Raw genomic sequence first — 26,307 nt, forward strand, 5'->3', positions numbered from 1 at the left:
CGCGCAGGTGCCCGGCAGCCCCTCTCGGGACGCCGGGCACCTGCGCGAACGTGCGGTCAGGCGCGACCCGCGGTCTTCTGGGTCTTCCGGGTGACGGAGTCGATGACGACCGTGGCAAGGAGCACGGCGCCGGTGACCATGTACTGGATCGGCGTGGCGATGCCTTCCAGCGACAGGCCGTACTGGATCGAGACGATGACCATGACGCCGAGCAGCGCGTTCCAGGTGCGGCCGCGTCCGCCGAAGAGGCTGGTGCCGCCGATGACGGCCGCCGCGATGACGTTCATCAGGAGGTCGCCGGTGCCGGAGCCCTGGTTGGCCGCCGCGATCTTGGAGGCCCAGAACAGGCCGCCGATCGCCGCGAAGGTGCCCGCGATGGAGAAGACGGAGATCCGGATCGCGGTGACGTTGATACCGGCACGCCGGGAGGCCTCGACGCTGCCGCCGAGTGCGAAGATCTTCCGCCCGTAGGCCGTCCGGCGGAGCAGGAAGTCCGTGCCGACCAGAACGACCAGGAAGAGGACCAGGGCGAGCGGCAGGCCGCGGTACTGGTTGAACATGTACGCGGCGGCGAAGGCGAACACCGCGAGGACCACGGTGCGCACGGTGATGTCGGCGACCGGGCGGGACGGGATGCCCGCGGCCTCGCGGCGGCGGCTGTCCAGGAAGGCGGCGGCGAAGTAGCCGATGACCGCGACGGCGGCCAGCCCGTAGGCGGCGGCGACGTCGGTGAAGTAGTACGTGGTCAGCCGGCCGACCACGCCCTCGCCGTCCAGGTTGATCGTCCCCGAGTCGCCGAGCAGCTGGAGCATGAAGCCGAGCCAGAACAGCAGGCCGGCCAGGGTCACGGCGAAGGCCGGCGCCCCGATCCGGGCGAAGAAGAAGCCGTGGATCGCGCCCATCACCGCACCGCTGACGATGGCGACGAGGATCGCCAGCCACTCGTTCATGCCCTGGGTGACGCTGAGCACCGCGACCACGGCGCCGGAGACACCGGAGACGGAACCGACCGAGAGGTCGATCTCGCCGAGCAGCAGGACGAAGATGATGCCCACGGCCATCATGCCGGTGGCGACCATGGTGACCGCGATGTCGCTGATGTTCTTCGCGGAGAGGAACTCGGAGTTCAGGCTCTGGAAGACGATGGCGATGATCGCGAGGCCGATGACCACCGGGATCGAGCCCAGGTCACCGCCGCTGATCTTGCGCTTGAACTCGGTGACGTAGCCGGCCAGGCCCTGTTCGCGGACGAGCAGACGGGGGTCGACGACCGTGGCAGCGCCGTCGGCGGCGTCCGGGTTGCTCTCGGGCACCGTGTCCGCCGCAACGCTGCCCTGGTCGAGCGAGGTGCTGCTCTTGTCCACCGTGCCGGTGGTCTCGTCTGTGGTCACTGGGAAACCTCCGCGTTGCGCGCCGCACGTCGGGTCACGGCGTTGTCCGTGGCGCCCGTGATGGCGGAGATGATGTCTTCCTGGGAGGTGGTCTTCACATCGAAGACACCGTTGTTCCGGCCGAGCCGGAGCACCGCGACCTTGTCGGCCACGGCCTTCACGTCGGCCATGTTGTGGCTGATGAGGATGACCGCGTGACCGCGCTCGCGCAGCCGCTCGACGAGGTCGAGGACCTGGGCGGTCTGCTCGACGCCGAGGGCGGCGGTCGGCTCGTCGAGGATGACCAGCTTGGGCTCGCCGAGCATCGACCGGGCGATGGCCACGGTCTGGCGCTGACCGCCGGAGAGCGAGGCGATCGGGATGCGGACGCTCGGGATCCGGATGGAGAGCGTGGAGAGCAGCTCGCGGGAGCGGCGCTCCATCTCCACCTCGTCCAGGATGCCGAACCTGCGCAGCTCCCGGCCCAGGTAGAGGTTGCCGACGACGTCGATGTTGTCGCACAGCGCGAGGTCCTGGTAGACGGTCGCGACGCCGAGGTTCTGGGAGTCGTGCGGCTTGTTGATCTGCACCGCGCGGCCCTCCCACTCGATGACGCCGTCATCGATGGGGTGCACTCCGGCGATCGTCTTGACCAGCGTTGATTTACCGGCGCCGTTGTCGCCGACGAGGGCGACCACCTCGCCGGCGTGGACCTCAAGCTCTACATCGGTGAGTACCTGGACGGCACCGAAGCGCTTGGAGACCCCTCGCAACGCCAACACAGGCGTAGCGGACACATGAACCATCTCCTTCGCCGCCTGACCGGCGGGGATGCCGCGCCCGGGGGAAGGCGCGGCGGTGTCGAGCAGAAGAGATACGGGATATAGGGGTGAAGCGTTCCGTCCGGCGCCCCGCCCGGTAGCGGGACGGTTGGTGTGCGGGACGCCGGACAGGCTTCGTGGCGCGGGCGGGCCGGGGCCTGCGCCCGCGCGGGCGGTGGGCCGCCCGGCCCTCGCGCGGGGCGCGGCGGGCCGGGTGGCGGTGGAGCGGGCGGGACCCGGCGGCTCGGGGGCGGGCCGGGTCCCCGGGGCCGGAGCCCCGGAGGACTACTTCAGACCGATCTTGTCGCAGGCGGCCTTGTACTTGGCCGTGCAGATCTCGTCCATCGTCCAGATGCCGTCCTTGATGACGGTGTCCTTGATGTTGTCCTTGGTCAGCGAGACGACCGGGACGAGGACCGTCGGGATGCCCTTGGTGGTGGCGCTGTCGACCTCGGAGGTGGCGATGGAGTCGAGCTTCTCGCCCTTGGCGAGGGCGACGGCCATCTCCGCGGCGACGATGCCCTCGGCCGGGTAGGACTTGTAGACGCTCATGAACTGCTCACCGGAGACGATGCGCTGCACACCCGCGAGCTCGGCGTCCTGGCCGGTGACGGGCGGCAGGGGGTCGATGCCGGCGGCCTTGAGGGCGGTGATGATGCCGCCCGCCATGCCGTCGTTGGCGGAGTAGACGCCGTCGATCTTGTCCTTGCCGAGCGCGGTGATCGCCGCCTCCATGTTGGAGTTGGCGTTCTCCGGCTTCCACTCCTTGGTGTCGTACTCCTTGCCGTACTTGACCTTGCCGTCGAGGACGGACTTGGCGCCCGACTTGAAGAGCGCGGCGTTGGGGTCGGTGATCGCGCCGTTCATCATCACGATCGTGCCGCCGTCGGCCTTGTCGCCGAGGGCCTCCAGCAGGGCGGTGCCCTGGGCCCGGCCGACCTCTTCGTTGTCGAAGGAGGTGTAGGCGTCGATGGGGCCTTCGGCGAGGCGGTCGAAGGCGACGACCGGGATGCCGGCGTCCTTGGCCTTCTTGACGCTGTTGGCGATCGCCTTGGAGTCGACCGAGCCCAGGATGAGGGCGTCGACCTTGTTAGTGATCATGGTGTCGACCTGCTGCGACTGGGTGGTCGCGTCCTGCTTGGCGTTGGCGTAGGTGACCTTCGCCTTGCCGCCGGTGAGCTCGCTGATCTTCTTCTCGATGATCGGCCGGTCGAACTTCTCGTAGCGGGCCGTCTGGTTCTCGGGAAGGAGCAGACCTATCTTCAGGTCGTCACCCTTCTTCTCGGAGCTCTCTTCGGCCTTGTCGCCGGACTCCTTGGCGCTCCCGCAAGCGGCCAGCGAGATCGCCATCGTGGTGGCGGCAACGGCAACGGCGGCACGACGCATACGCGTGTTCATTCTCGAACCTCCCTGACGAGGCCGCGACGTTGCGGCCGAGGTGGCTGGAAGTCAACTCGGCCGCAGCGCCAGCGTCAAGGAGTAAATCCTTAACGAGATGACAACGGTGCCATTCGTTATCTAAGTGAAGGCAGGAGTCGCCACGGGGAGGGTGCTCTCCAAAAGGGTTGAATCCCCCATCTCGCTGAGCACCAGGGCGAGTGCGCCCAGCACCTCGGCACGGCCGCCGAGCGCCCCGGGAAGGACCGAGAGCTGCCGGGCGGCGCTGGGGATCGCGTACCGCGACACGGAGTCCCGTATGGGCCCCAGGACCAGCTCCCCGGCCTCCGCCAGCGAGCCGCCGAGCACGACACGGCTGGGGTTGAGCAGATTGCACAGGTTGGCCACACCACTGCCGATGTGGCGGCCCACGTCCCCGATCACCCGGCGGCACCCCGGATCGCCCTCGCGGGCCAGCTGGACCACCCGCTCCATGGTGAGCCCGGGGCCGTGGCTGGGCTGGAGCAGCGGCAGGACGTAGCGGGCGGCGGTGAAGGTCTCCAGGCAGCCGCGGTTGCCGCAGCGGCAGACCGGGCCCGACTCGTCGAGCGTGATGTGCCCGATCTCGCCGGCCGTGCCGCCGGGGCCGCGGTAGATCGTCCCGTCGATCACCAGGCCGGCCCCGACCCCGCTGGCCACCTTGATGTACGCGAGGTCCTTGACGCCCCGGCCGCTGCCCCAGACCAGCTCGCCCAGCGCGCCGAGGTTGGCGTCGTTGTCGACGTACACGGGCACGCCGAGGCGGCCGGAGAGCTCGTCGCTGGGGTTGATGCCCGTCCAGCCCGGCAGGATCGAGGTGGAGCCGAGGGTGCCGGACTCGACGTCGATGGGGCCGGGCACGCCGAGGCCGACGCCGATCACCTTGTCCGGGCCGATCCCGGTGGCCTCGATCAGCCGCTTGACCAGCACCTCGGCCCGGTCGAAGCCCTCGGCGGACGAGGCGTCGACGTCCAGCGGCTCGGACTCCTCCGCGAGGACCTGGTGGGCGAGGTTGCCGACGGCGACGCGCAGATGCGTATGGCCGAAGTCGACGCCGATGACGATGCCCGCGTCGCCGCTGAGCGAGACGCTGCGGGCCCGGCGGCCGCCCGCGGAGGTGGGGGTGACCTCGACCGTTCCGCCGTCCTTCAGCTCCCGGACGATATTGGAGACGGTGGCCGCGGAGAGGCCGGTGCTCCGGGCGATCTCCGCCTGGGTGAGCGAACCCGCCATCCGTACGGCGCGTACGACCCGCTCCAGATTGGCCCTGTGCAGCGATGTCTGCGACCCGGGAGTCTCCATCGACTCATCCACTCCTGCCCTTGGCGGGCGGTCCCTGAGGACCGCCCCGGCCGGGGCCGCAGCGATGAGACCCCGGCTTCCTCCAACATGTGAACTCTAAGCTGACCGTTCGGGGGTGCCTCCCGTCAAGACCTGAGCACCGGCGCACCCGGCAACGGCCCGGTGCCCCGGCGGATCGAGTCCGCCGGGGCACCGGGCCGTTGTGGATACGTGACCTTCTCGGGGAGGGGGCTACTTCAGCGCGCCCGCCGTCAGACCGGAGACGACCTGGCGCTGGAAGATGATGTACGCGGCCAGCACGGGCAGCATCGCGATCACCAGACCGGCGAAGAGGCCGGAGTAGTCGCCCTTGTAGCCCTGGCTGGCGGCCAGCTCCACCAGGCCCTGGGCCAGCACCCGCTTCTCCGGGTCGGTGTTCAGCACCGTCGGCAGCATGTACTGGTTCCACTGCCCCAGGAAGTTGAAGATCCCGACGCTGATCAGGCCGGGCTTGGCCATCGGCAGCATGACCTGGAAGAACGTGCGGGTGTGCGAGGCCCCGTCGATGATCGACGCCTCCGCCACCGAGGTCGGCAGCGTACGGAAGAACGAGGTCAGGAAGAACACGGTGAACGGCAGCGAGTACGCGATGTACACGGCGATCAGGCCGTGGATCGTGTTCAGCAGCCCCATGTTGTCCATGACGTAGAACAGCGGGACCAGCGCCAGCATGATCGGGAAGCTCATGCCGCCGACGAACAGGAAGTAGATGAAGCGGTTGCCGGGGAACTCGAAGCGGGCGAGCACGTAGGCGGCCATGGACCCGAGGACCAGCGTGCCGACGAGCGACCCGCCCACCACCAGGATGGTGTTCAGGAAGTACTCGCTCATGTGGGCCTGGCTCCAGGCCCGTCCCCAGCTGTCGAAGTTCAGCGAGTCGGGCAGCGACCACGGGGTGTTGAAGATGTCCGAGTCGGTCTTGAACGAGGACATCACCGCCCAGAACAGCGGCAGGACGACCATGATCGCCCACAGGATCAGCACCCCGTGGGAGAAGACGTTGAGGACGTGGCCCTCGCTGCTCTTCGCGGGGGCCGGGGCGCCCTTGGAGACCGTGCCGGCGCGCTGGGCCGGCACCTCGGCGGCGTCGGCCCCGGACGGGGCTTCGGAGGGTCCGGACGCAGGGGTGTCAGTGGTCTTCATCAGAACTCCAGCCGCTCGCGCCGGCCCACCCGCATGACGATGGCGGCGAAGGCCAGCGTCACGATGAGCAGGGCGACACCGATCGTGGTCGCGTAGCCCGCCTGTCCGTCACGGAACGCCGCCTGGTAGACGTACAGCGGCAGGACGGTGGTCGAGTAGTCGGGCCCGCCGGGACCGACGCTCATGATGTGGACGATGGCGAAACCCTCGGCGCCGAGCGCCAGGATGCCCATGTAGACCCAGCCGGACTGGACCGTGTCCCACAGCAGCGGCAGCGTGATCCGGAAGAAGGTCGTGAAGCGGCTGGCCCCGTCCAGCAGGGCGGCCTCGTAGAAGTCCTTGGGGATGGAGGCCATTCCCGCGGAGAACAGGACCACGAAGAAGCCGGTCGTGCACCAGACGAGGACCGCCATGATGACCCACAGCGCCAGCTGCGGATCACCCAGCCAGGTCGGTACGTCCGTGAAGCCGACGGCCTTGAGCATGCCGTTGATCATGCCCTGGGCCGGGTCGAAGGCGAACTGGAACAGGATGGCCACGATCGCGATCGAGAGCACCTGCGGGAAGAAGTACGCGATCTTGTAGAACCCCGAGCCCCGTACGCCGGTGACGGCGGCGCCCTTGCGGCGCCGCCCGCCGACGTTGAGCATGAAGGCGAAGAAGAGCGCGAGGCCCAGCGTCACCAGCGGGAGCAGCACCGCCAGCAGCACACTGTGCTGCAGCGATTTCCAGAAGACGTCGTCGTCGAGCATCTTGGCGTAGTTGTCGAACCCGACCATCGTGAAGTCGGGGCTCAGACCCGTCCAGTCCGTGAACGAGTAGTAGATGGACTGGATGAAGGGCCAGATGACGAAGATGACGTACAACGTCATCGGGGCCACCAAGAAACCGACTATGAACCGGTATTTACCGTGTTGCATCGTTACCGACTCCGACCTTCCCGTGCTGCCCGCCGCTGGTGACGCGTGGTCACTGGTGCTTGAAGTGCTTGATGGACTGGTCCTTGGCGGTCGCGTCGGCGAAGGCCTGGATCTTCTTGATGGTCTCGGCCGGCTTGGCGCGGCCCGCCATCATCTCGCCGAGCGCGGCGACACCGATCTGCTCCTTCTGGAGCTTCACGTACCAGTCCTGCAGGCGCGGGTTGACCACGTTGGTACCGGCCTTCTCCAGCGCGGCGACACCGGACTTGAGGCCGTCGGAGAGCTCGATGCCGTCCGTGCCGCCGTTGAAGGCGGACAGCGACTTCGTGCTGGCGGTGAAGGACTTGGAGGACGCCTCGCTGAGCATGATGCGCAGCTGCTCCATGCCGCCCTCGACGTTCTTCGCCTTGCTCGGGACGATGAACGGCTCGCCACCCGACGCCCAGAGGGTGCCGAAGGGCATCTTGTCCGAGGAGTCGAGGCTGGAGGGGGCGCCCACGGACAGCTTGAAGTCCTTGGGGATGATCGCCGCTTCCTCGTTCTCGACCCAGGAGCCGTTCGGGATGAACAGCGCCTTGCCGCGGGCCCACGCGCCCTGCGAACCGCGGTGGTCGAGGCCGGGGGTGCCCTCCAGGATGTAGTCCTTGGCGACCAGCTCGTAGTACGCCTCGAAGGCCGCCTTGACCGCGGGGTGCTCCCAGGCCTTCGGCTCCAGGTTGTCGATCGCGTCGAGGACCTCGTTGCCGCCGATCTTCGCGATGAAGGGGTACAGCGAGAAGGGGAGGTAGTAGGGGTGCTTGCCGGGGTAGGTCCAGCCGGCGATGCCCTTCTTCTTCGCCTTCGCGCAGAGCGCGAGCATGTCGTCCCAGGTCTCCGGGTACGTGGCGTCGAGCTTCTCCAGCGCGGTCTGCGAGTACCAGACGCCGTAGACCGTGTACGCGTAGTACATGATCCAGACCGGGTCGCCGTCGAACTGGCCCATCTGGACGATGCCGGGCCGCAGGGTGTCGCGGACCGTCTTGGCGGGGTCGTCGATGGAGGGGGCGTCGAGGAGCGGGGTCAGGTCGGTGAGCTGCTTCTTGCCGACCAGGACGCCCATGTCCATCTGCTGGGCACCGGAGTTGTCGATCAGGTCCGGCGGGGTGCCACCGTTGAATCGCGGCTGAAGAACCGACTGGATCTTCTGCGTGGCCGAGAACTTGACCTTCGCCTCGGGGTAGGTCTTCTCGTAGACGGCCTTGGCGTCCTCGGCGTACTTGGTGCCGAAGCCGCCGTCGAAGATGACGATCTCCAGCGGGGCGCTGCCGTTGACGGCCAGCGGGTTCTTGTCGCTCTTTTCGCCCTTTTCGACCTTGTCGTCGCTGCCGCTGTCGCCGCTCGCGCAGGCGGACAGGAAGCTCATCGTCGGAACAGCGATCAGGCCGAGTGCGGCAGAACGCTTGATCAGATCGCGACGGCCAAGGCCCTCATTGTTGTGGGCGGAGGTGGATCCCATGCTCAAGTCCTCGCCTTCTCCAGGACTCAGGCGGTGTGCCGGTCACCCGTCGAGAATTCGCCTAGGGCGAAGGGCCCCGCCACCGCGGTCAGTTGCGCTTGGGTCATACGGATGTACAGATGGACCGGACGGGCCGGTGCCGTGGGGATGCCGGGAGACCGTACAGCGAGGATGCCTCCGGCGTCCTCGCGACGTTCCTGTTCCCCCGCGCACATCCGTATGAGACGGCTGTGCAGATGCCGACAGGTATAGTCCACTTGTCGCCAACTGAGCAAGATCGAAAGCAGCTTTGGGCGGCAGTCTTTCCCGAGTTGAGACCTCACGGATACCTCGGCACCCGGCCCCCTCCGCCGGCGGCGGCTATTTCCCCATTCCGGCCGATTCGCCGACGGACCCTGCGGCAACACCCTTGACACGTCCTGTCACTTGGCTCCCTACTGGACCTTGCATCCCGCCATGACAACGTTGTCCAGGCATTCTTCCGGGGAGGAACGGCTCGGCATGCAGCCACCACGCGGCCTCAACCACGGCTCCGACACAGCCCCTCACGCGGTCCCCCGCCCGGCCTCCCGCCGGAGACGGACCCGCACAGCAGCCGCCCTGGCGGCCTCCCTCGCGCTGGTGGTGATCGCCCCAGCGGCCGCCTCGGCGCAGCCCGCCCCGCCGGACCGGAAGCCGCCCGGCGACCGGACGTTCTCCACCTCCTTCGAGGCGGACGAGAGGCAGCCGGACTGGCGCGACACCGTCGAGGAGGGGCCCGACGGCGAGAAGCGGTCCTCCGGGGTCGACGGGGGCTTCTCCTCGGGCATCCCGGGCAACGTCACCGACCGGGTGACCCAGGTGCGCGCGAGCGCCGAGAACACCGCCGGCGGCGAGGTCAAGGAGAACCTCGTCGATGTCGAGCCGGCCTCCAAGTGGCTGACCTTCGCGAAGACCGGCTGGGTCGAGTTCGATCTGGACGAACCGGTCAAGGTCGTGACGTACGCCCTCACTTCGGCCAACGACCACGCCGAGCGCGACCCGAAGGACTGGACGCTCCAGGGCTCGGCGGACGGCGAGAAGTGGACCGGCCTCGACACCCGCACCGGCGAGTCCTTCGCCCGGCGGCACGAGACGAAGACGTACGACTTCGCGAGCGACACCGCGTACCGGCACTTCCGGCTGGAGATCACCAGGAACAACGGCGCCTCGGACACGCTCCAGCTCGCCGACGTTCAGTTCTCGAACGGTGACACCTCCGACCCGGTACCCGAGGAGATGCGCAGCCGGCCCGACCGCGGTCCCTCCGGCTCCCCCACCGCGAAGGCGGGCGCGGGATTCACCGGAAAGAGGGCACTGCGTTACGCGGGCACGCACACGCCGGACGGACGCGCCTACTCGTACAACAAGATCTTCGACGTGAACACGGCCGTCACCAAGGACACCGAGCTGTCCTACCTCGTCCATCCGCAGATGAGCGAGACGGACCTGAACTATCCGGCCACCCACGTCGCGGTGGATCTCGCCTTCACCGACGGCACGTACCTGAGCGAGCTCAGGGCGACCGACAGCCACGGCGGGCTGCTGACCCCGCAGGGCCAGGCGGACGCCAAGCGCCTCTACGTCAACCAGTGGAACAAGGTCGCCGCCCGGATCGGCACGGTCGCCGCGGGCAAGACGGTCGACCGGATCCTGGTGGCGTACGACTCCCCCAAGGGGAAGGCGAAGTTCCAGGGCTGGATCGACGACATCACGATCGCCCCGAAGAAGCCGGAGAAGCGCAAGGCGCATCTGTCGGACTACGCGCTGACCACCCGGGGCACCAACTCCAGCGGCGGCTTCTCGCGCGGCAACAACATTCCGGCCACGGCACTCCCGCACGGCTTCAACTTCTGGACGCCGGTGACCAACGCCGGTTCGCTGAGCTGGCTGTACGACTACCAGCGGGGCAACAACGCGGACAACCTCCCCACGCTCCAGGCCTTCGGGGCGAGCCATGAGCCGAGCCCGTGGATGGGTGACCGGCAGACGTTCCAGGTGATGCCGTCGGCGGCGAGCGGCACCCCGGACGCGTCCCGGACCGCCCGCGCGCTGCCGTTCCGGCACGAGAACGAGACGGCGAAGCCGCACTACTACGGCGTCACGTTCGAGAACGGCCTGAAGGCCGAGATGACGCCGGCCGACCACGCGGCCCGGATGCGGTTCACCTATCCGGGCGAGGACGCCAGCCTGGTCTTCGACAACGTCTCGAACGCCGGCGGCATCACGCTGGACCCGAAGACCAGCTCCTTCTCCGGTTACACGGACGTCAGGAGCGGCCTGTCCACCGGAGCGACCCGGATGTTCGTGTACGGCGTCTTCGACGCGCCGGTCACCGACAGCGGGAAGCTGAAGGGCGGCGGGGGCGACGACGTCACCGGCTTCTTCCGCTTCGACGCGGGCAAGGACCGCACCGTCGGCCTCCGCCTGGCCACCTCGCTGATCGGCGTCGACCAGGCGAAGCGGAACCTGGCCATGGAGATCCCGGAGTCCACCTCGTTCGAGCGCGTGCAGCGCACGGCGCAGCGCGCCTGGGACGACGTCCTGGGGGCGGTCGAGGTCGAGGGCGCGAACGCCGACCAGCTGACCACGCTCTACTCCAGCCTCTACCGGCTCTACCTCTACCCGAACTCCGGCCACGAGAAGGTGGAGGGCAAGAACAGGTACGCCAGCCCCTTCTCGAAGGCGACCGGCGAGAACACCCCGACGCGGACCGGCGCGAAGATCGTCGACGGCGAGGTGTACGTCAACAACGGCTTCTGGGACACCTACCGCACGACGTGGCCCGCCTACTCCTTCTTCTCCCCGAAGAAGGCCGGAAAGCTGGTGGACGGCTTCGTGCAGCACTACAAGGACGGCGGCTGGACCTCGCGCTGGTCCTCCCCCGGCTACGCGGACCTGATGACCGGCACCAGCTCGGACGTGGCGTTCGCCGACGCGTACGTCAAGGGCGTGAAGTTCGACGCCGAGGCGGCCTACGACGCGGCGCTCAAGAACGCCACCGTGGCCCCGCCGTCCTCGGGCGTCGGCCGCAAGGGGCTGGAGACCTCGGTCTTCACCGGTTACGCCGACACCGCCACCCACGAAGGCCTGTCCTGGTCCCTGGAGGGTTACGTCAACGACTACGGCATCGCCCGCATGGGCCAGGAGCTGTACAGGAAGACGAAGAAGGCGCGGTACAAGGAAGAGTCCGAGTACTTCATGAACCGGGCGCAGAAGTACGTCAAGCTCTTCGACGACAAGGCCGGGTTCTTCCAGGGCAGGAAGCCGAACGGCGACTGGCGCCTCCCCTCGGACAGCTACGACCCGCGCGTCTGGGGCTACGACTACACCGAGACCAACGGCTGGGGCTACGCCTTCACCGCCCCGCAGGACAGCCGGGGCCTGGCCAACCTGTACGGCGGCCGCGCGGGCCTGGGCGAGAAGCTGGACACGTACTTCTCGACGCCGGAGACGGCGGGCCCGGAGTTCACCGGCAGCTACGGCGGAGTCATCCACGAGATGACCGAGGCGCGTGATGTGCGGATGGGCCAGTACGGCCACAGCAACCAGGTCGCCCACCATGCCACGTACATGTACAACGCGGCCTCGCAGCCGTACAAGACGCAGGAGAAGGTCCGCGAGGTCCTGGGCCGGCTGTACGTCGGCAGCGAGATCGGGCAGGGCATCCACGGCGACGAGGACAACGGCGAGCAGTCGGCCTGGTTCCTCTTCTCCTCGCTCGGCTTCTACCCGCTGGTGATGGGCAGCGGGGAGTACGCGATCGGCTCGCCGCTCTTCAAGAAGGCCACCGTCCGCATGGACAACGGCCGCAAGCTGGTCGTGAAGGCCCCGAAGAACAGCGACCGGAACATCTACGTGCAGGGCGTGAAGGTCAACGGCAAGAAGTGGACCTCCACGGCACTCCCCCACGACGTGCTGGCCAGGGGCGGCACGCTGGAGTTCGCCATGGGCCCGGAGCCGTCGGCCTGGGGCACGGGCAAGGACGCGGCCCCGGTCTCGGTGCAGAAGGACGACCGGGTCCCGACGCCCCGGGGCGACGCGCTGAAGGGTGACGGCGCGCTGTTCGACGACACCTCCGCCACCTCGGCGACGGTGGAGTCGGTGGAGCTGCCGGTGTCCTCGGCCACGAAGGGCGTCCAGTACACGCTGACCTCGGCGGCGGCGGACAAGGCCCCGCAGGGGTGGACGCTCCAGGGTTCGGCGGACGGGAAGAAGTGGAAGGACGTCGACCGCCGCTTGGGCCAGTCGTTCGCCTGGGACAGGCAGACCCGGGTCTTCTCGGTGGCGAAGCCCGGCTCGTACACGCAGTACCGGCTGGTGCTGACGGGTTCGGCGACGCTCGCGGAGGTGGAGCTGCTCTCCTGACGGGCACGCGGTGAGCGCGGGCGGCCGGTACCCCGGAAGGCCGGGGTGCCGGCCGTCGGCGTGCCGGTGGTGGCGGCCCTGACAGCCGCGGCCCGGCGAGACCGGTGCAGCCGGAGGTGCCGGCCGCGCCGGATGCTCCGGTGCGGGCGGAGCCGGGCCGGGCTCACTCCGGCTGGAGGCTCTCGGGCAGGGCCACGTTGAGCGCGGCGACGACCGGTCGGCCGTGTTCGATGCCGAGCCGGGAGACGGCGCCGGTGGCGAGCTGGAAGAGCCGCCCCTCGGCCGGGGTCAGGCCGAGGTAGCGGGCGGTGAGGACGCGCAGGAAGTGCGAGTGCGCGACGAGCGCGATGTCCTCCTCGTCCCCGACCTCCTCGGCGGCCGACCGGACGCCCGCGAGGACCTGGTCGGCCCGCTGCCCGATCTGGGCGGGGCTCTCGCCGGGATGCTCGTCGGAACCGGGGTCGACGCCGTCGGTCCACAGGTTCCAGAAGGGGCGGGTGCGGCGGATCTCCCGGGTGGTGACGCCCTCGTAGCCGCCGTAGTCCCACTCCCGCAGCTCGGGGGTGACCCGGGGCGCGGGGAGCCCGGCCAGTTCGGCGGTGCGGCGGGCCCGGATCGAGGGGCTGACGAGGGTGAGCCCGATGGTGCGGTCGGCCAGCAGCGGGACGAGGGCGCGGGCCTGGCGCTCCCCGACGCCGGTGAGCGGGAGGTCGGTCCAGCTCGTGTGCTGCCCGGAACGGGACCATTCGGTCTCGCCGTGCCGGATGAGGATCAGCTCGCCCATGGTGCTCCGTTCGCTTTCTGTACAGGTGGTGCGGGTGAGGCCGGCAGAGCCACGTACGGTATGCCCCTCAGCTGATCACTTTCCCGTGGGGGGACCGTATGTCCGACAACTTTCCGCCTCCGCCGCCCGAACAGCCGCAGCCGGAGCCCGAGCCCGAGCACCGGGCTCCGGCACATCCCTCGCCGTGGGCCGCGCCCGCGGGGCCGCCGCGGAAGCAGCGCACGGGGCTGATCGTGACGCTCGCCGTCGTCGGCGGGCTCGTCGTGGCCGGAGCGGTGGTGACACTCGTCTACAACGCGATGGACGCGGTCGAGGACTCCATCGCGCTGCCGCCGCGCTCCCGGGCGCCCTACTCGGAACCGTACGACGGAGAGCCGTACGAGGAGGAGCCGTACGAGGCGGGCCCGGGGGGCCTCTCGCCCGAAGCCGGCGTCGAGAAGGACGTCACGATCACCGCGTGCACGCGCAATCCGCGGACCGGCTGGCAGTCGGCGAAGGTGAAGGTCGTGAACGGATCGTCCACGACGTCGAGTTACACGATCATGCTCGAATTCCTCGACGCGGAGGGTGTCAAGGTCGCGGAAGGCGGGGCGGGAGTGGTCGCCCTGGAGCCCGGCGGGACCGCGGTGAGGAAAGCGCAGGGCCTCGGTGAGGTGCCGCAGGGCACGACCTGCCGGATCAGCGACATCTGGCGCACTCCGTCGGAGTCCACGGACTGAGGCGGGCCCGGAACCACGGCCCCGGGAGCGGCGCGAGGGCCGCGCCCCGGGAGTCCCGGGGCGCGGCCCTCGCGTGTGCCGTCCACCGCGCGGCGGCGGATCTGGCTGATCAGAAGGTCATGTGCCGCTTCCTCGCCCGGCTCGTCGTCGCCGTCGGGACTCCGGCTTCGGCCAATGGGTCGGTGACGACTGGCGGACCATCGCCGATGTCGCCGCCTTCGCGGCCTGCTTCGTCTCACTCGGGAACTGCGCCCTGGCCGCCGCCGTGGTGATCACCGCCAAGGCACTGGCAGACCTGAAGACGCACGGGCTGGACCACGCTGGGGAGCAGTTCGCCGGAAACATCCGGTACGGTGCCCTCGGTCTCGCCGGTGGGGCCGCTTTCGGAGCGGCCTGGGGGGTGGGCACACGCTCGGGACGCATCGTCGAGATCATGCCCCGCAGCCGCCACGCAGCGGGAAGAGGCAGACACGCAGCGCCACGCCGTGACCCGTTCGTTCGGGGCCCGGAGCTGGGAATCGGAGGCGGCGTGGGCATCGCGACCTGCGCCATACCGTCCGTCACCGGCCCAAGCTACTGCTGACATGAGGCAGGAAGAACACATGACGGACGACGTCGCTCCGGTCTGCTATCGGGAGATGGCTGAGGCCGCCATCAGTCAGGCCGTGTACCGGGGGCTGGAGAAACCGACCCTGCGCCCGGAGGCGGACGTCCGGCGGGTCGCGTGGTGGCGGGTGCGCGGACTGCACAGGTCGCTGCACACGTTGCCTTACCTCGGCGTACTCGCGATGAGCGCCTTCGCTGTGGACACCGTGCTTCGGTATCCGGACAAGGCACCCTTCTGGATCGTCCTCCTGCCGGTGATCACGCTGGTGTGGACAGGGATCTTCCTGTTCGGCGCGAGGCGTACGTGGCGCATGGCCAGGGTCGCGCGCCGGGAGCCTGGGCAGACGGTGCGGTACCTGATGTTGCACAGCTACACCTCGGAAGCCCCTTGGCTGGTCTTCTTCCCGCTCACCGGTGGCGAGGAAGCCGAGCCGATCGGGACGCTGTCCTTGCGGTACGGGCCGATCCGGCACCGGTTCCGGGACCTCCCGGCACCGGTTGGCGAGGCCACGCTGTGCGGGGATGCGACGTACCGCTCTGTGACCGTGCCATGGATCGACGGCCAGGCCGTGTGGCCGGCTGCCGGGTACGGCGAGATTTACCTGGGCAGCGACCACGACAGGCGCTTCGTCACGGAGCTCATCCGCCCCGAGTAGCAGGCCCCCCAAGCCCCGTCCCTCCGCCGCACGTGGCGGAGGGACGGGTTCGGTCGGCGGTTCATCGCCCAGATGGGCAGCGCCGGAGACCTGTTGGCTGTTGGCTCCGGCATGGGATGGAGGCAGGCGCATACGCCGCCACCCCATCCGTTCTCACCGGACCTCCATCAAGATCAGGGAGAACGTATTCCTCATGTCACGCAAGAATTCCGACGAGACTCTGCGTCCGGTCTCTCGGAAGATCCTTTCCTGGTCCCTCACCCTCATTCTCGGGGCCGTGGCAGCCGGACTCCTTGTGGCAGGTTTCTCCACGGACTTCGAGGCAGGTCCGCTGTCAGGCGTGGCCGTCTCCCTCGGAATCATCGCCCTGGCCTCGCGCTTTCATGAAGGGGGCTGTCCGGCAGCTCACCGTTCCTGCAGGTGAACCGGCGGACCCGCACCTGGAGAATCATGCTTCGTCCCGCGCTCGGAACATCATCGGGAAAATCGCAGGTAGGAGCCGTGCGCCTTGGCTGACCATGCCCTACAACCCGGGCACGAGGCACCAGCTGCGGTGCACCGCACAGCAACACGCACTATCGCGATGTTCACGCCTACCGACAGCACCGCGACGTCCGCGATCGACGGGAACAACAGCTCCTCCAGCCGGCACAAGATCTCATTCACAGCCACGAACTGTCGGCCCAGCCACGCATTATGAGCGGGTGAGGTGAACGTGCCGGTCGCCCGGGCGGGGTCGTTGCTCGCCCCGCCCGGGCACCTGGCACGTACAGGCTCGGTCAGGGGTGTCGGCCTGCCGGGTTCCGGTGGGATTCCGGGCCGGGTCTACCGTTCGCGTGTAGGGGGTCGAGGCGGAAGAGGTAGGCGGGGGCCGGGTGGGTATAGGCGGTGCCCCTGCCGGTGGCGTGGAGTTGTTCGCGGGTGGGGTGGGGCGGGCGTTTGGGCTGCAGGTAGCGGTCGAGGTCGTCGGTGGTGAGGCGGTAGCGGCCGGAGCGGCGGTGAAGGACGGCGGCGAGCCGGTAGCGGGGGTCGAGGTGAGCGAGGCCGGCGTCGGCGTGGCTGTTGTTGGCCAGGAGCCAGCCTGCGGGGCGCAGGCAGCGGGGGACGTGTTCGGAGACGGGGCCCGCGTACAGGGAGATCACCAGATCCCACTCGGCCGCAGGTAGTTCTGCGAGGGTGCGGGTGTAGTCGCCGGGAACGAACGCGATGCGGGGCTGTTCGGCGTAGTGCTTGTGCCGGGTGGCGAGCGTGGCGGCGTCGGGGCCCTGGAAGGCCTTTCGGGCGCGGGCGTCGGCGTCGAGGTAGGTGACGTCGGGCCAGACGTTGGAGGGGACGAGGTCGAGGTAGCTGCCGGGGTAGAGGACGCGGCGAGCTCCGGTGTGGGAGGCGACGGCCTGGTAGAGGGCGGTGCGGTCGCCGATGCGGTCGATGTAGTCGGTGAAGTCCTGCTCGGGCACGGGGGGCTCCGGTGGGTCGGGGTCGTCAGGCCAGGTGGGCGAAGTGGATGGCGTCGGCTGCGGCGGCTCCGGCGGCGACGGCGGGGACGACTCCCTGTTCCCAGGTCCTGCCCGTGAGGTCGCCCGCGGCATAGAGGCCGGGGATGCTGGTCTGACGGCTGTCGTCCACGGTGACGTAGCCGTCGTCGTCGAGGGCGAGGCCGTGGTCCTTGGCCAGGCGTTCGATGAGCGGGACCTGCCGCTGCGGCTGCGGCCACAGCAGGGTCTGGCGCTTCAGGAGGGTGCCGTCGGCCAGCTCGACGGTGTGCAGGTCGCCGTCGGTGTGGTGCAGGCGGACGATCTGGCCCTGGACGAGGTCGCCGCCCTGCTCGCGCAGGCTGCGGCGCAGGCCGTCGGCGCCGGGCAGTGACAGCGGGGCGATGGCGATGGCGTCGCCGGTCCAGGCGCGGAAGGCGGTGGCGGCCAGGCCGAGGTAGTCAGGATCGTCTGAGACCAGGGCCCAGGTGCGGTCGGCGTTCTCCTCACCGATGCAGAAGGGGCAGTGGATCACCGTGCGGCCCCAGCACGCGGCGAAGCCCTCCACACCGTCGGGGTGCTGGTCGATGACACCGGTAGCCAGGATGACGTTCCGGGCCCAGGCACTGGTCCCGTCGTCCGCGCGCACGGTGAAACCGTCGCCGGGCAACGGGGTGATCTCGCCGACGGCGGCGTCGAGCCGCGTGGCCAGGCCGTAGCGGTCCAGCTCCTCCCAGGCGCGGGAGCGCAGCTCGCCGGGGGTGGCGCCCTCCAGGCCGATCAGGCCGTGCACGCCGCGCGAGGCGGCGTTGCGGGGCGAGGCGGGGGACTCGACGACCAGGGTGCGATGGCGGTAGCGGGTCAGGGTCAGCGCAGCGGTCAGGCCTGCGGGGCCGCCGCCGATGATCACGGTGTCGTACTGGGCGGTGCGATCCATGGGTTGCCTCCGAGGGGGCGTGACGGAATCGAATGACCGACGGTCATACTACTGACCAACGGTCATTCGCTCGATCCCATTCCCGCAGGAGGACATGTGACGCACACCACCGGACACGCCTGCGAGACGCGGGGCAGCAACCACATCCACGGACGCGGGGTCGCCTCGTACCCGGATTTCGCGTGGGTTGGCCGCATGACACCCTGGAGGGCACCGGCTGACCGACCACCGGTCAGTCACCTGACGACGCAGGAGGGACCGTGCCCGCGGACCAGTCCGTCCCCGCCCAGCCCACCGGCCGCTTCCAGCCCCCGGGCGTCCGCCGCCGCCAGATACTCGACGCCACCGCCGCCCTGCTCCTGGAGGACGGCTATGAGGCGCTGACCGTCAGCAAGGTCGCCGCCCGCGCCGGGGTCGCCAAGGGCACGGTCTACCTCTACTTCGACTCCAAACAGGAACTCCTGGCCGCCCTCCAGGCCGAGATGTGGGACCGCATGCTCCAGGAGCCGGCCGCCCTCCTGAAGCAGCCAGGGCTGACCTGGACCGAACGCCTCGACGGCCTCGTCGCCGCCTGGGTCGCCGCGGAACAGGACCACCACGAGCTCTACCACCGGCTCTTCCATGAACCCGGCGGCGCCGTTGGCGAGGAACCCATGACCGCCGCCCGCGACCTGCTCGTCACCCTCCTCACCCAAGGCCACGCGGCAGGTGAGTTCGACGTCCCCGACCCCGAACTCACCGCCGACTTCCTCAGCCACGCCTACACCGGCCCCTGCCACCACACCCAGACAGACACCGACATCACCACCGCCGTCCAAACCCTCTTCCGCCGCGTCGTCGCCGCTCACCCACCGGCCGACCCAGCCCCCTGATCGCCTCCGGTGAATGCCGTCACGCTCCGTGCTGCGACGCGGGCCGAGCCTGTGCCTGCCGGGTGTACGGAACCTGATGCGGCAGAGGACCACAGGCCGGGTGCCGGGTCCGCGCCCCGACGGAATCCGGCGCGGTCATCCGGGTCGGTGAGGCCGCGGTGCATACCGTTCGGGCCGGCACTCCGGTGGAGGTGAGGCGGGCGCGCAGCAGCCTTTGCCTCGCCAGGAGTCGCGGCCTTCCTTGACGGCGATGGCGGCGACGATCAGAGCGGCGATCGGATCGGCCCAGGACCAGCCGAGTGCGGCGTTGAGGACCAGGCCGGCCAAAAGCACGTCCGACAGGTACGTACACAGCAGGGTCTGCTTGGAGTCGGCAACCGCGGAGGCGGAGCCGAGTTCGCGGCCGGCCCTGCGCGGGGCAGCGGACAGGAACGGCATGATCGCGAGCGAGAGAGCGGCGATGGCGATGCCGGGGATCGACCGGTCGGCCTCGCCGGTGCCGGTCAGCGCGCGGACGGCGTCGACGCTGACGTACGCGGCGAGCGCGAAGAAGGAGACGGCGATGATCCGCAGGGTGCGCTGCTCGCGGGCCTCGCGGACGGCGTGGTCATGGGCGGAGAACTGCCCCCCGTTGCCGAGAGGGCCGGTCGGCGCCGTGGCCCGGTCTCCCGAAGGAGTGGTCGCCGTTGCGGCTGTCAGGACCTCGTGCGGTGGTCCGCGCCGGCGGTGAGTTCGGCCTGGCCGAACAGCAGGGCGTAGCCGGTGGGGAGTTGCTTCAGGATGCGGGTGGTGAGTTCGGGGCCGGCGTAGGTGTTGACGGTGGTGAGGACGGAGCCGGTGTCCCAGCGGGTGGTGGCCAGGGAGGCGCCGGTGCGGGCAGCAAGGTCTTTGACGAAGGCCCATCCGGTCAGGGGTTGTATGTCGGGGATCTGGGTGGTCAGTGCGCGGGCGGCCTCAGGGGGCAGACAGGCGGCGAGGTCGACGCGTTCGTCGCCGGTCAGCTGGCGTCCCAGCCCCGCCAGGACCAGGCGGACGGCCTCTTCCGCTCTCTCACGGGTGGGGTAGGCCCCTTCGTAGCGGACCTTCTCCAGCATCTGTTCGTAGGCCGTCGAGTACGGCTGCTGGTGCTCGAGCGGTATGCGTACGTCGGTGATCACTGCGGTGCATGCCTTTCAGAGGAGCCGGGATGGTCAGGTGGGCTGGGGGCGGCCGAAGAGGAGGTCGTAGCCGGTGGGGAGCTGGAGCAGGATCTGGCCCAGCAGGCCATCGTCGGCCGTGTCGGCGACCGTTGAGAGGACGGCGCTGACGTCCCAGGTCGCTGTGTGCTCGGTGGCGCCCTCGATCCAGGCCGCGGTGGCCCGCAGGAACCGCTCCGGTGGCAGCGGCTCGGCGCTCTCAAGCGGGTTGAGCAGGATCAGGGCGAACTCCTCCGGCAGGCGTGCCGCGAGCTGGGCACGGACCTCGCCGACCAGGTGGGCGCCGAGCAGGGCGAGCACCACACGGGCCGCCCGCTCGGCTTCCTCCACAGTGCCGTACTCACCGCGTTCCTTGACGTGGTCGAGGAACGCTTCGCGTCGCAGAGTCATCTCGGCCGCCACCCCTTCGTGTTTCGCTCGGATGCCCGTAGGGGTGCGGAGGGCGGGGCGAGGGGGAGATCAGGTGCCCGTCCTCCGCACCTGTCCGGCCGGTCTCAGCCGGAGATCTCCCTGCGGCCGGAGCCGACACCGACGGAGATCTTGCGGGGCTTGGCCCGCTCGGCGATCGGGATCCGCAGGGTGAGCACACCGGCGTCGTAGTCGGCCTGGATGCGCTCGGTGTCCAGGGTGTCGGCGAGCACGATCTGGCGGGAGAAGACCCCCAGCGGCCGCTCGGACAGCTCCATCTTCACGTCGTCGGCCTTCACTGCCGGCCGACGCTCGGCCTTGACGGTCAGCATGTTCCGCTCGACGTCGATGTCGAGCGCGTCCGCGGTCACCCCGGGGATGTCGAAGGCCACCACGTACTCGTCGCCCTCGCGGTAGGCGTCCATCGGCATCACCGACGGCTTCGACCAGGTGCCCGGGCCCATCAGCTGCTGCGCCACACGGTCCAGCTCACGGAAGGGGTCAGTGCGCATCAACATCGTGAGAACACCTCCAGTGGTATCAGGCAGTTGCTGCCAATGCGCTGCACTGACACCGTTGTACCATGTCATCCAATGGATGACAAACATGATGTCGTCCAGGTGATGACACCTTGAAAGGAGGTGCCCGTGAACGCATCCGACCAGCCGCCCACGCCCCCCACCGACACTCACAGCCCGGCGTCCTTCCTCGCCGCCGCGGCGGCACTCGCCGCGATCGACGACACGCTGCGCGACGCCCAGCACGACCGCCCCGATACCGACGGTCCCGGCGCCGAACAGGCGCTGGCCTCCCTCATGCTGCTGCGGCAGGTACGCGAACAGCTCGCAGGCTGGGAGAACGGCCTGATCGAAACCGCCCGCGACGCCGGTGCCAGCTGGGCCGACCTCGCCGCTCCACTCGGCGTCGCCAGCCGGCAGGCCGCCGAACGCCGCTACCTGCGCGGCCGCCCCGGCGCCGCCGGCACCACCGGTGAACAACGCGTCACCGCAACCCGCCAAGCCCGCGCGGCCGAACGCGCCACCGCCACCCGGGCCCGCCACAACGCCGCCGACCTGCGCCGCCTCGCCGCACAGATCACCACCCTCACCGACCTGCCCACCGCGGCCCGACGCAGCCTCGACGCCCTCCACACAGCCCTCGGCCACGACGACCCCGCCGACCTCGTCGCCCCTGACCGCCACCCGCCCCCACCTCGCGGCCGCCCACCCCGACCTCGCCGGCCGGCTCGACCACCTCACCGGTCCGCGATGACCCCGCCCCGGACGACTCGATGCCCGCCCCCGCAGCCGGCACGCACAGCAGCAACGCAAGCCGTCAGACGTCCCGCCGGTCAGGTTCCGCGACAAGGACCCGGCCCACGAGCCGAAGAGCCGACCGGATCTGACGACATAGCCCGGCAGGCCGACTGCCCGCCGGAGGGGCAGCAGGAAACTGCCGAGGAATCCGAGGAAGGGGAGGAGCCTGCGGAAATCGGGAAACCGAGAAGCCGGCAGCCTCGAAGCCGAGAGTGAGCTTGATCTCACAGGCGACCCTACCCGTGGGGCAGACCTGTTGGCTCGTCAGGAGAATGGCATCGTGGCTCATGCAGGGTCTGTCCCTGCATGCTGGAGCTCGACAGCGAGGAACCCGACATGACCACCGAATCCGCCGACAGCCCCGCAACTCTCTATGGGCCGGTCTCCGTCGTCCTTGGCACCGTCGCTGTGATTGCCGCGGTGTTCGCAGGCTTCATCGGAATGGCGATCCCATTTCTGTTCGGAAGCCTCGCCGTCACCTTTGGACTCCTCGGCCTGGCCCGCAGGCTCAACCGGGGTCAGTGCGCAATCGGCCTCGCCGCGGGAGCTCTGAGCGTGCTCTACCCGATCTTCCTCGCCGGTGCCCTGGGGGCCTGACATCGCTGGCAACGCCTGCTGGCCTCCAGGCCAGTTGACTGCCGCCGCCTGCCGCTGTCTGCCGCCTCGAAGGCAAGCCGGTGCACCTTCTCGCGCGTTCTGGCGTATCGGCCACCCGCACGGGTCGTCGCCATCTGACGCGTAGAGCCAAGAGGGGTGCCGGTCCCTCTCCTTCTCTCGATGCCTCCCTCTCCGGTTGTCCCCGTCTCCCGGTACGAGCACCGGGAGATCGTGATGGGTGAGGGGCCTGAGCGGCGTCGCGAACTGCCCGCCGCTTGTTGACCTCATGGCCTGGCACACAACCGGCCGCCTGCGACAGCAGGTGAATCGACTGAGGGCGCGGCGGGTTCGCGTCCGGCGACTCCGGCCAGCGCGCCGGGCGGGCCGCGTCCTCCGGGACGTAACGCAGGTCGAGGTGGGTCGGTTCGAACCGGGGAGTGCCCGGGGGGAAGGCACGGACGCAGGGCCTCGAAGACTCCGCGGAGGACCTCGTCCGCGTACTCGGCGGGCGTCCGGCTCGTCTGGGAGCCACCACCCCGCCCGCCCGGAGCGGGTGCACCGCGTGGAAAGCGCCGGTGGCGGCCAGGACTTCGGGCCCGCCCAGCCGCCGCGACAGCTCTTCCGGCACGAAGGCCGTCCGTGAGGAGCCGCGCACCAGCATGCGGGCCTCCCAGCGCGGCTGAGCGATTGCTACGACACGCAGTTGCAGCACATCGCCCCGTGGCGCTCGTTCGCCACACGCTCGCAAGGAGAGAAGAACCCCGCACCTGGTACCAGGTGCGGGGTTCTTCGTCGTCGCAGGATGCTCAGCTCCACCCAGGGAACAGGTCACGTGCGTTCATGATCGCCCGCGCACCTTTCGCCCCGTCGAGCGCGAGCGCCCGCCCTCTGCGCGAGATGCAGGGGCAGGGCGCTCGTTCACATCAGCTCAACTACCGACAAGCTCGCGAAGCACGTAGTGCAGGATGCCGCCGTTGCGGTAGTAGTCGGCCTCGCCGGGGGTGTCGATGCGGACGACCGCGTCGAACTCCACACCGGTGTCGGTGGTGACCTTGACCGTACGGGGGGTGGTGCCGTTGTTCAGCTCGGTGACACCGGTGAAGGAGAAGGCCTCCTCGCCGGTGAGACCCAGGGTCTCGGCGTTCTGGCCCTCGGGGAACTGGAGCGGGAGGACGCCCATGCCGATGAGGTTCGAGCGGTGGATGCGCTCGTAGGACTCGGCGATGACGGCCTTGACGCCGAGGAGCGCGGTGCCCTTGGCGGCCCAGTCGCGGGACGAGCCGGAGCCGTACTCCTTGCCCGCGAGGATCGCGAGCGGGGTGCCGGCGGCCTGGTAGTTCTGCGAGGCGTCGTAGATGAACGACACCGGGCCGTCGGCCTGGGTGAAGTCGCGGGTGTAGCCGCCCTCGGTGCCCGGCGCGATCTGGTTGCGCAGGCGGATGTTGGCGAACGTGCCGCGGATCATGACCTCGTGGTTACCGCGGCGCGAGCCGTAGGAGTTGAAGTCACGGCGCTCGATGCCGTGCTCCGTGAGGTACTTGCCGGCCGGGGTGTCGGCCTTGATGGCGCCGGCCGGGGAGATGTGGTCGGTGGTGACCGAGTCGCCCAGCTTGGCCAGGACGCGGGCGCCGGTGATGTCCTCGACCGGGGCCGGCTCCATCGCCATGCCCTCGAAGTACGGGGGCTTGCGCACGTAGGTGGACTCGGCGTCCCACTCGAAGGTGTTGCCGGTCGGGATGGGGAGCGCCTGCCACTGGGCGTCGCCCGCGAAGACGTCCTGGTAGGACTTGTTGAACATGTCCTCGCCGATGGCATTCGCCACGACGTCGTTGACCTCGGCCTCGGTCGGCCAGATGTCGGCCAGGAAGACCGGCTTGCCGTCCTGGTCGGCGCCCAGGGCGTCCTTGGTGATGTCGACCTTCATCGAACCGGCGATGGCGTACGCGACGACCAGCGGCGGGGACGCCAGGTAGTTCATCTTGACGTCGGGGTTGATGCGGCCCTCGAAGTTGCGGTTGCCGGAGAGGACCGACGTGACCGCGAGGTCGTTGTCGTTGACGGCCTTGGAGACCTCCTCCGGCAGCGGGCCGGAGTTGCCGATGCAGGTGGTGCAGCCGTAGCCGACGAGGTTGAAGCCGACCTTGTCGAGGTACGGGGTCAGACCCGCCTTGTCGAAGTAGTCGGTGACGACCTTCGAGCCCGGGGCGAGGGTGGTCTTGACCCACGGCTTGCGGGTCAGGCCCTTCTCGACCGCCTTCTTCGCCACAAGCGCGGCGGCGACCATGACGTAGGGGTTCGAGGTGTTGGTGCAGGAGGTGATCGCGGCGACGGTGACGGCGCCGTGGTCGATCTCGTACGTGGAGCCGTCGGGGGCCGTCACGGTGGTCGGCTTCGACGGGACGCCGTTGGAGAACGCCGGGGCGTCGGAGGCCGGGAAGGACTCCTTGCCCGCTTCCTCGTCGTCGGAGACGTAGTTGCGGACGTCCTGGGCGAACTGCTGCGCGGCGTTGGCGAGGACGATGCGGTCCTGCGGGCGCTTGGGGCCGGCGATGGAGGGGACGACCGTGGCGAGGTCGAGCTCCAGCTTCTCGGAGAAGTCGGGCTCGGCCTGCGGGTCCAGCCAGAGACCCTGCTCCTTGGCGTACGCCTCGACGAGGGCGACCTGCTGCTCGGAGCGGCCGGTCAGGCGCAGGTAGTTCAGCGTCTCGCCGTCGATCGGGAAGATCGCGGCGGTGGAGCCGAACTCCGGCGACATGTTGCCGATGGTGGCGCGGTTGGCGAGCGAGGTGGCGGCGACGCCCTCACCGTAGAACTCGACGAACTTGCCGACGACGCCGTGCTTGCGGAGCATCTCGGTGATGGTCAGCACGAGGTCGGTGGCGGTGGTGCCGGGCTTCAGCTCACCGGTCAGCTTGAAGCCGACGACACGCGGGATGAGCATGGAGACCGGCTGGCCGAGCATGGCGGCCTCGGCCTCGATGCCGCCGACGCCCCAGCCGAGCACGCCGAGGCCGTTGACCATGGTGGTGTGCGAGTCGGTGCCGACGAGAGTGTCGGGGTACGCCTGGCCACCCCGGACCATGACGGTGCGGGCCAGGTGCTCGATGTTCACCTGGTGGACGATGCCGGTACCCGGGGGGACGACCTTGAACTCGTCGAAGGCGGTCTGGCCCCAGCGCAGGAACTGGTAGCGCTCCTTGTTGCGGCCGTACTCCAGCTCGACGTTCTGGCCGAAGGCGTCCTTCGTGCCGAACTTGTCGGCGATGACGGAGTGGTCGATGACCAGCTCGGCCGGGGCCAGCGGGTTGATCTTCGCCGGGTCGCCGCCCAGCTCCTTGACAGCCTCGCGCATGGTGGCGAGGTCCACGACGCAGGGGACGCCGGTGAAGTCCTGCATGATCACGCGGGCCGGCGTGAACTGGATCTCCTGGCTGGGCTGCGCCTGGGAGTCCCAGCCGCCGATGGCCCGGATGTGGTCGGCGGTGATGTTCGCGCCGTCCTCGGTACGGAGCAGGTTCTCCAGCAGGACCTTCAGGCTGTACGGGAGGCGCGCGGAGCCCTCTACCTTGTCCAGCCTGAAGATCTCGTACGACTCGTCGCCCACGCGCAGCGTGCTGCGGGCGTCGAAGCTGTTCGCCGACACGACAGTCTCCTTCTTCAATGTGCGCGTCTACCGCGCCGCGCCTCATTGGCAGCCGGCGCCGCTTGTTGCCACCTACGGCCCCGGCCATCCGCTAAGGTAAGGCTTAGTTAGGTAACCCTTACTGGGCGGCGGCTGTGGTGCGCCTCGGCAGATATCTCGATGTCGAGATAACTCTAGTACATAGCCGCCGCCCGGTCATGCCCAGGTGC

General features: G+C 69.3%; 19 protein-coding genes and 2 pseudogenes. 6 read left to right on the top strand and 15 right to left on the bottom strand.

What is annotated here, in order from left to right; genetic code table 11:
• Positions 1-56 precede the first annotated feature (56 nt).
• From KME66_RS05455 to ngcE, 7 genes are all read right to left on the bottom strand, one after another.
• Positions 57-1,391: a sugar ABC transporter permease gene (locus tag KME66_RS05455; protein WP_216319588.1), complete on the bottom strand. Its 1,335-nt coding sequence runs from the start codon at positions 1,389-1,391 to the stop codon at positions 57-59.
• Positions 1,388-2,176, bottom strand: coding sequence for an ATP-binding cassette domain-containing protein (locus tag KME66_RS05460; RefSeq protein ID WP_073220998.1), 789 nt, complete (start codon positions 2,174-2,176; stop codon positions 1,388-1,390). The genes KME66_RS05455 and KME66_RS05460 overlap by 4 nt, the downstream gene beginning before the upstream one ends.
• A 300-nt stretch (positions 2,177-2,476) precedes the next feature.
• On the bottom strand, positions 2,477-3,589 hold the full coding sequence (locus tag KME66_RS05465; RefSeq protein ID WP_073220995.1) for a sugar ABC transporter substrate-binding protein: 1,113 nt from the start codon (positions 3,587-3,589) through the stop codon (positions 2,477-2,479).
• A 120-nt stretch (positions 3,590-3,709) separates the two neighbouring features.
• Positions 3,710-4,909, bottom strand: a complete 1,200-nt coding sequence (locus tag KME66_RS05470; protein ID WP_216319591.1) for an ROK family transcriptional regulator — start codon at positions 4,907-4,909, stop codon at positions 3,710-3,712.
• A gap of 231 nt (positions 4,910-5,140) precedes the next feature.
• The gene (locus tag KME66_RS05475; RefSeq protein WP_073220989.1) at positions 5,141-6,091 is read right to left on the bottom strand and encodes a carbohydrate ABC transporter permease; all 951 of its coding nucleotides are present in this window, start codon (positions 6,089-6,091) and stop codon (positions 5,141-5,143) included.
• Positions 6,091-7,011, bottom strand: coding sequence for a carbohydrate ABC transporter permease (locus KME66_RS05480; RefSeq protein ID WP_073220986.1), 921 nt, complete (start codon positions 7,009-7,011; stop codon positions 6,091-6,093). Before KME66_RS05480 ends, KME66_RS05475 begins: the two co-directional genes overlap by 1 nt.
• 49 nt (positions 7,012-7,060) lie before the next feature.
• The gene (gene ngcE / locus KME66_RS05485) at positions 7,061-8,506 is read right to left on the bottom strand and encodes an N-acetylglucosamine/diacetylchitobiose ABC transporter substrate-binding protein (protein WP_073220983.1); all 1,446 of its coding nucleotides are present in this window, start codon (positions 8,504-8,506) and stop codon (positions 7,061-7,063) included.
• A gap of 501 nt (positions 8,507-9,007) precedes the next feature.
• On the opposite strand from ngcE, the gene KME66_RS05490 reads away from it, so the two are divergent.
• Positions 9,008-12,892: a GH92 family glycosyl hydrolase gene (locus KME66_RS05490; RefSeq protein ID WP_216319593.1), complete on the top strand. Its 3,885-nt coding sequence runs from the start codon at positions 9,008-9,010 to the stop codon at positions 12,890-12,892.
• Between the two features lie 163 nt (positions 12,893-13,055).
• On the opposite strand, the gene KME66_RS05495 is transcribed toward KME66_RS05490, so the two are convergent.
• Positions 13,056-13,676: a histidine phosphatase family protein gene (locus KME66_RS05495; RefSeq protein ID WP_216319596.1), complete on the bottom strand. Its 621-nt coding sequence runs from the start codon at positions 13,674-13,676 to the stop codon at positions 13,056-13,058.
• A 98-nt stretch (positions 13,677-13,774) separates the two neighbouring features.
• Here KME66_RS05495 and KME66_RS05500 point away from each other — a divergent pair, with 98 nt between their 5' ends.
• Together KME66_RS05500 and KME66_RS05505 are read left to right on the top strand one after the other, a co-directional pair.
• A complete protein-coding gene (locus tag KME66_RS05500) occupies positions 13,775-14,395 on the top strand; it encodes a hypothetical protein (RefSeq protein WP_216319599.1) in 621 nt (206 codons plus the stop codon).
• Positions 14,396-14,997: 602 nt separating this feature from the next.
• Positions 14,998-15,657 carry a hypothetical protein gene (locus KME66_RS05505; RefSeq protein ID WP_216319601.1) on the top strand — a complete coding sequence of 220 codons (660 nt, stop codon included), beginning with the start codon at positions 14,998-15,000 and terminating at the stop codon, positions 15,655-15,657.
• Between the two features lie 779 nt (positions 15,658-16,436).
• On the opposite strand, the gene KME66_RS05510 is transcribed toward KME66_RS05505, so the two are convergent.
• Together KME66_RS05510 and KME66_RS05515 are read right to left on the bottom strand one after the other, a co-directional pair.
• Complete coding sequence (locus tag KME66_RS05510; RefSeq protein WP_216319603.1) at positions 16,437-17,114, bottom strand: hypothetical protein; 678 nt, start codon at positions 17,112-17,114, stop codon at positions 16,437-16,439.
• Between the two features lie 25 nt (positions 17,115-17,139).
• Positions 17,140-18,066 (bottom strand): NAD(P)/FAD-dependent oxidoreductase, encoded by a 927-nt coding sequence (locus tag KME66_RS05515; protein ID WP_216319605.1) that lies wholly within the window; start codon positions 18,064-18,066, stop codon positions 17,140-17,142.
• Positions 18,067-18,326: 260 nt separating this feature from the next.
• On the opposite strand from KME66_RS05515, the gene KME66_RS05520 reads away from it, so the two are divergent.
• Complete coding sequence (locus tag KME66_RS05520) at positions 18,327-18,938, top strand: TetR/AcrR family transcriptional regulator (protein ID WP_216319607.1); 612 nt, start codon at positions 18,327-18,329, stop codon at positions 18,936-18,938.
• A gap of 135 nt (positions 18,939-19,073) precedes the next feature.
• Here the strand turns inward: KME66_RS05520 and KME66_RS05525 are convergent.
• From KME66_RS05525 to KME66_RS05540, 4 genes and pseudogenes are all read right to left on the bottom strand, one after another.
• Positions 19,074-19,562: pseudogene (locus tag KME66_RS05525) on the bottom strand (cation transporter); the annotation flags it as partial.
• Between the two features lie 71 nt (positions 19,563-19,633).
• Entirely contained in the window at positions 19,634-20,095 is a 462-nt protein-coding gene (locus KME66_RS05530; RefSeq protein ID WP_216319619.1) for a DUF2267 domain-containing protein, read from the bottom strand.
• Between the two features lie 33 nt (positions 20,096-20,128).
• Positions 20,129-20,524, bottom strand: a complete 396-nt coding sequence (locus KME66_RS05535; protein ID WP_216319622.1) for a DUF2267 domain-containing protein — start codon at positions 20,522-20,524, stop codon at positions 20,129-20,131.
• A gap of 104 nt (positions 20,525-20,628) precedes the next feature.
• On the bottom strand, positions 20,629-21,060 hold the full coding sequence (locus tag KME66_RS05540) for an Hsp20/alpha crystallin family protein (protein ID WP_073220949.1): 432 nt from the start codon (positions 21,058-21,060) through the stop codon (positions 20,629-20,631).
• 129 nt (positions 21,061-21,189) lie between these two features.
• Between KME66_RS05540 and KME66_RS05545 the strand changes: the two are divergent.
• Together KME66_RS05545 and KME66_RS05550 are read left to right on the top strand one after the other, a co-directional pair.
• A pseudogene (locus tag KME66_RS05545) lies at positions 21,190-21,814 on the top strand (type III effector protein).
• A gap of 350 nt (positions 21,815-22,164) precedes the next feature.
• On the top strand, positions 22,165-22,455 hold the full coding sequence (locus tag KME66_RS05550) for a hypothetical protein (protein WP_236726325.1): 291 nt from the start codon (positions 22,165-22,167) through the stop codon (positions 22,453-22,455).
• A 928-nt stretch (positions 22,456-23,383) separates the two neighbouring features.
• Here KME66_RS05550 and acnA read toward each other — a convergent pair.
• Complete coding sequence (gene acnA, locus KME66_RS05555; RefSeq protein WP_216319625.1) at positions 23,384-26,098, bottom strand: aconitate hydratase AcnA; 2,715 nt, start codon at positions 26,096-26,098, stop codon at positions 23,384-23,386.
• Positions 26,099-26,307: the final 209 nt, after the last annotated feature.

Source organism: Streptomyces sp. YPW6, assembly GCF_018866325.1.
Classification (GTDB): domain Bacteria; phylum Actinomycetota; class Actinomycetes; order Streptomycetales; family Streptomycetaceae; genus Streptomyces.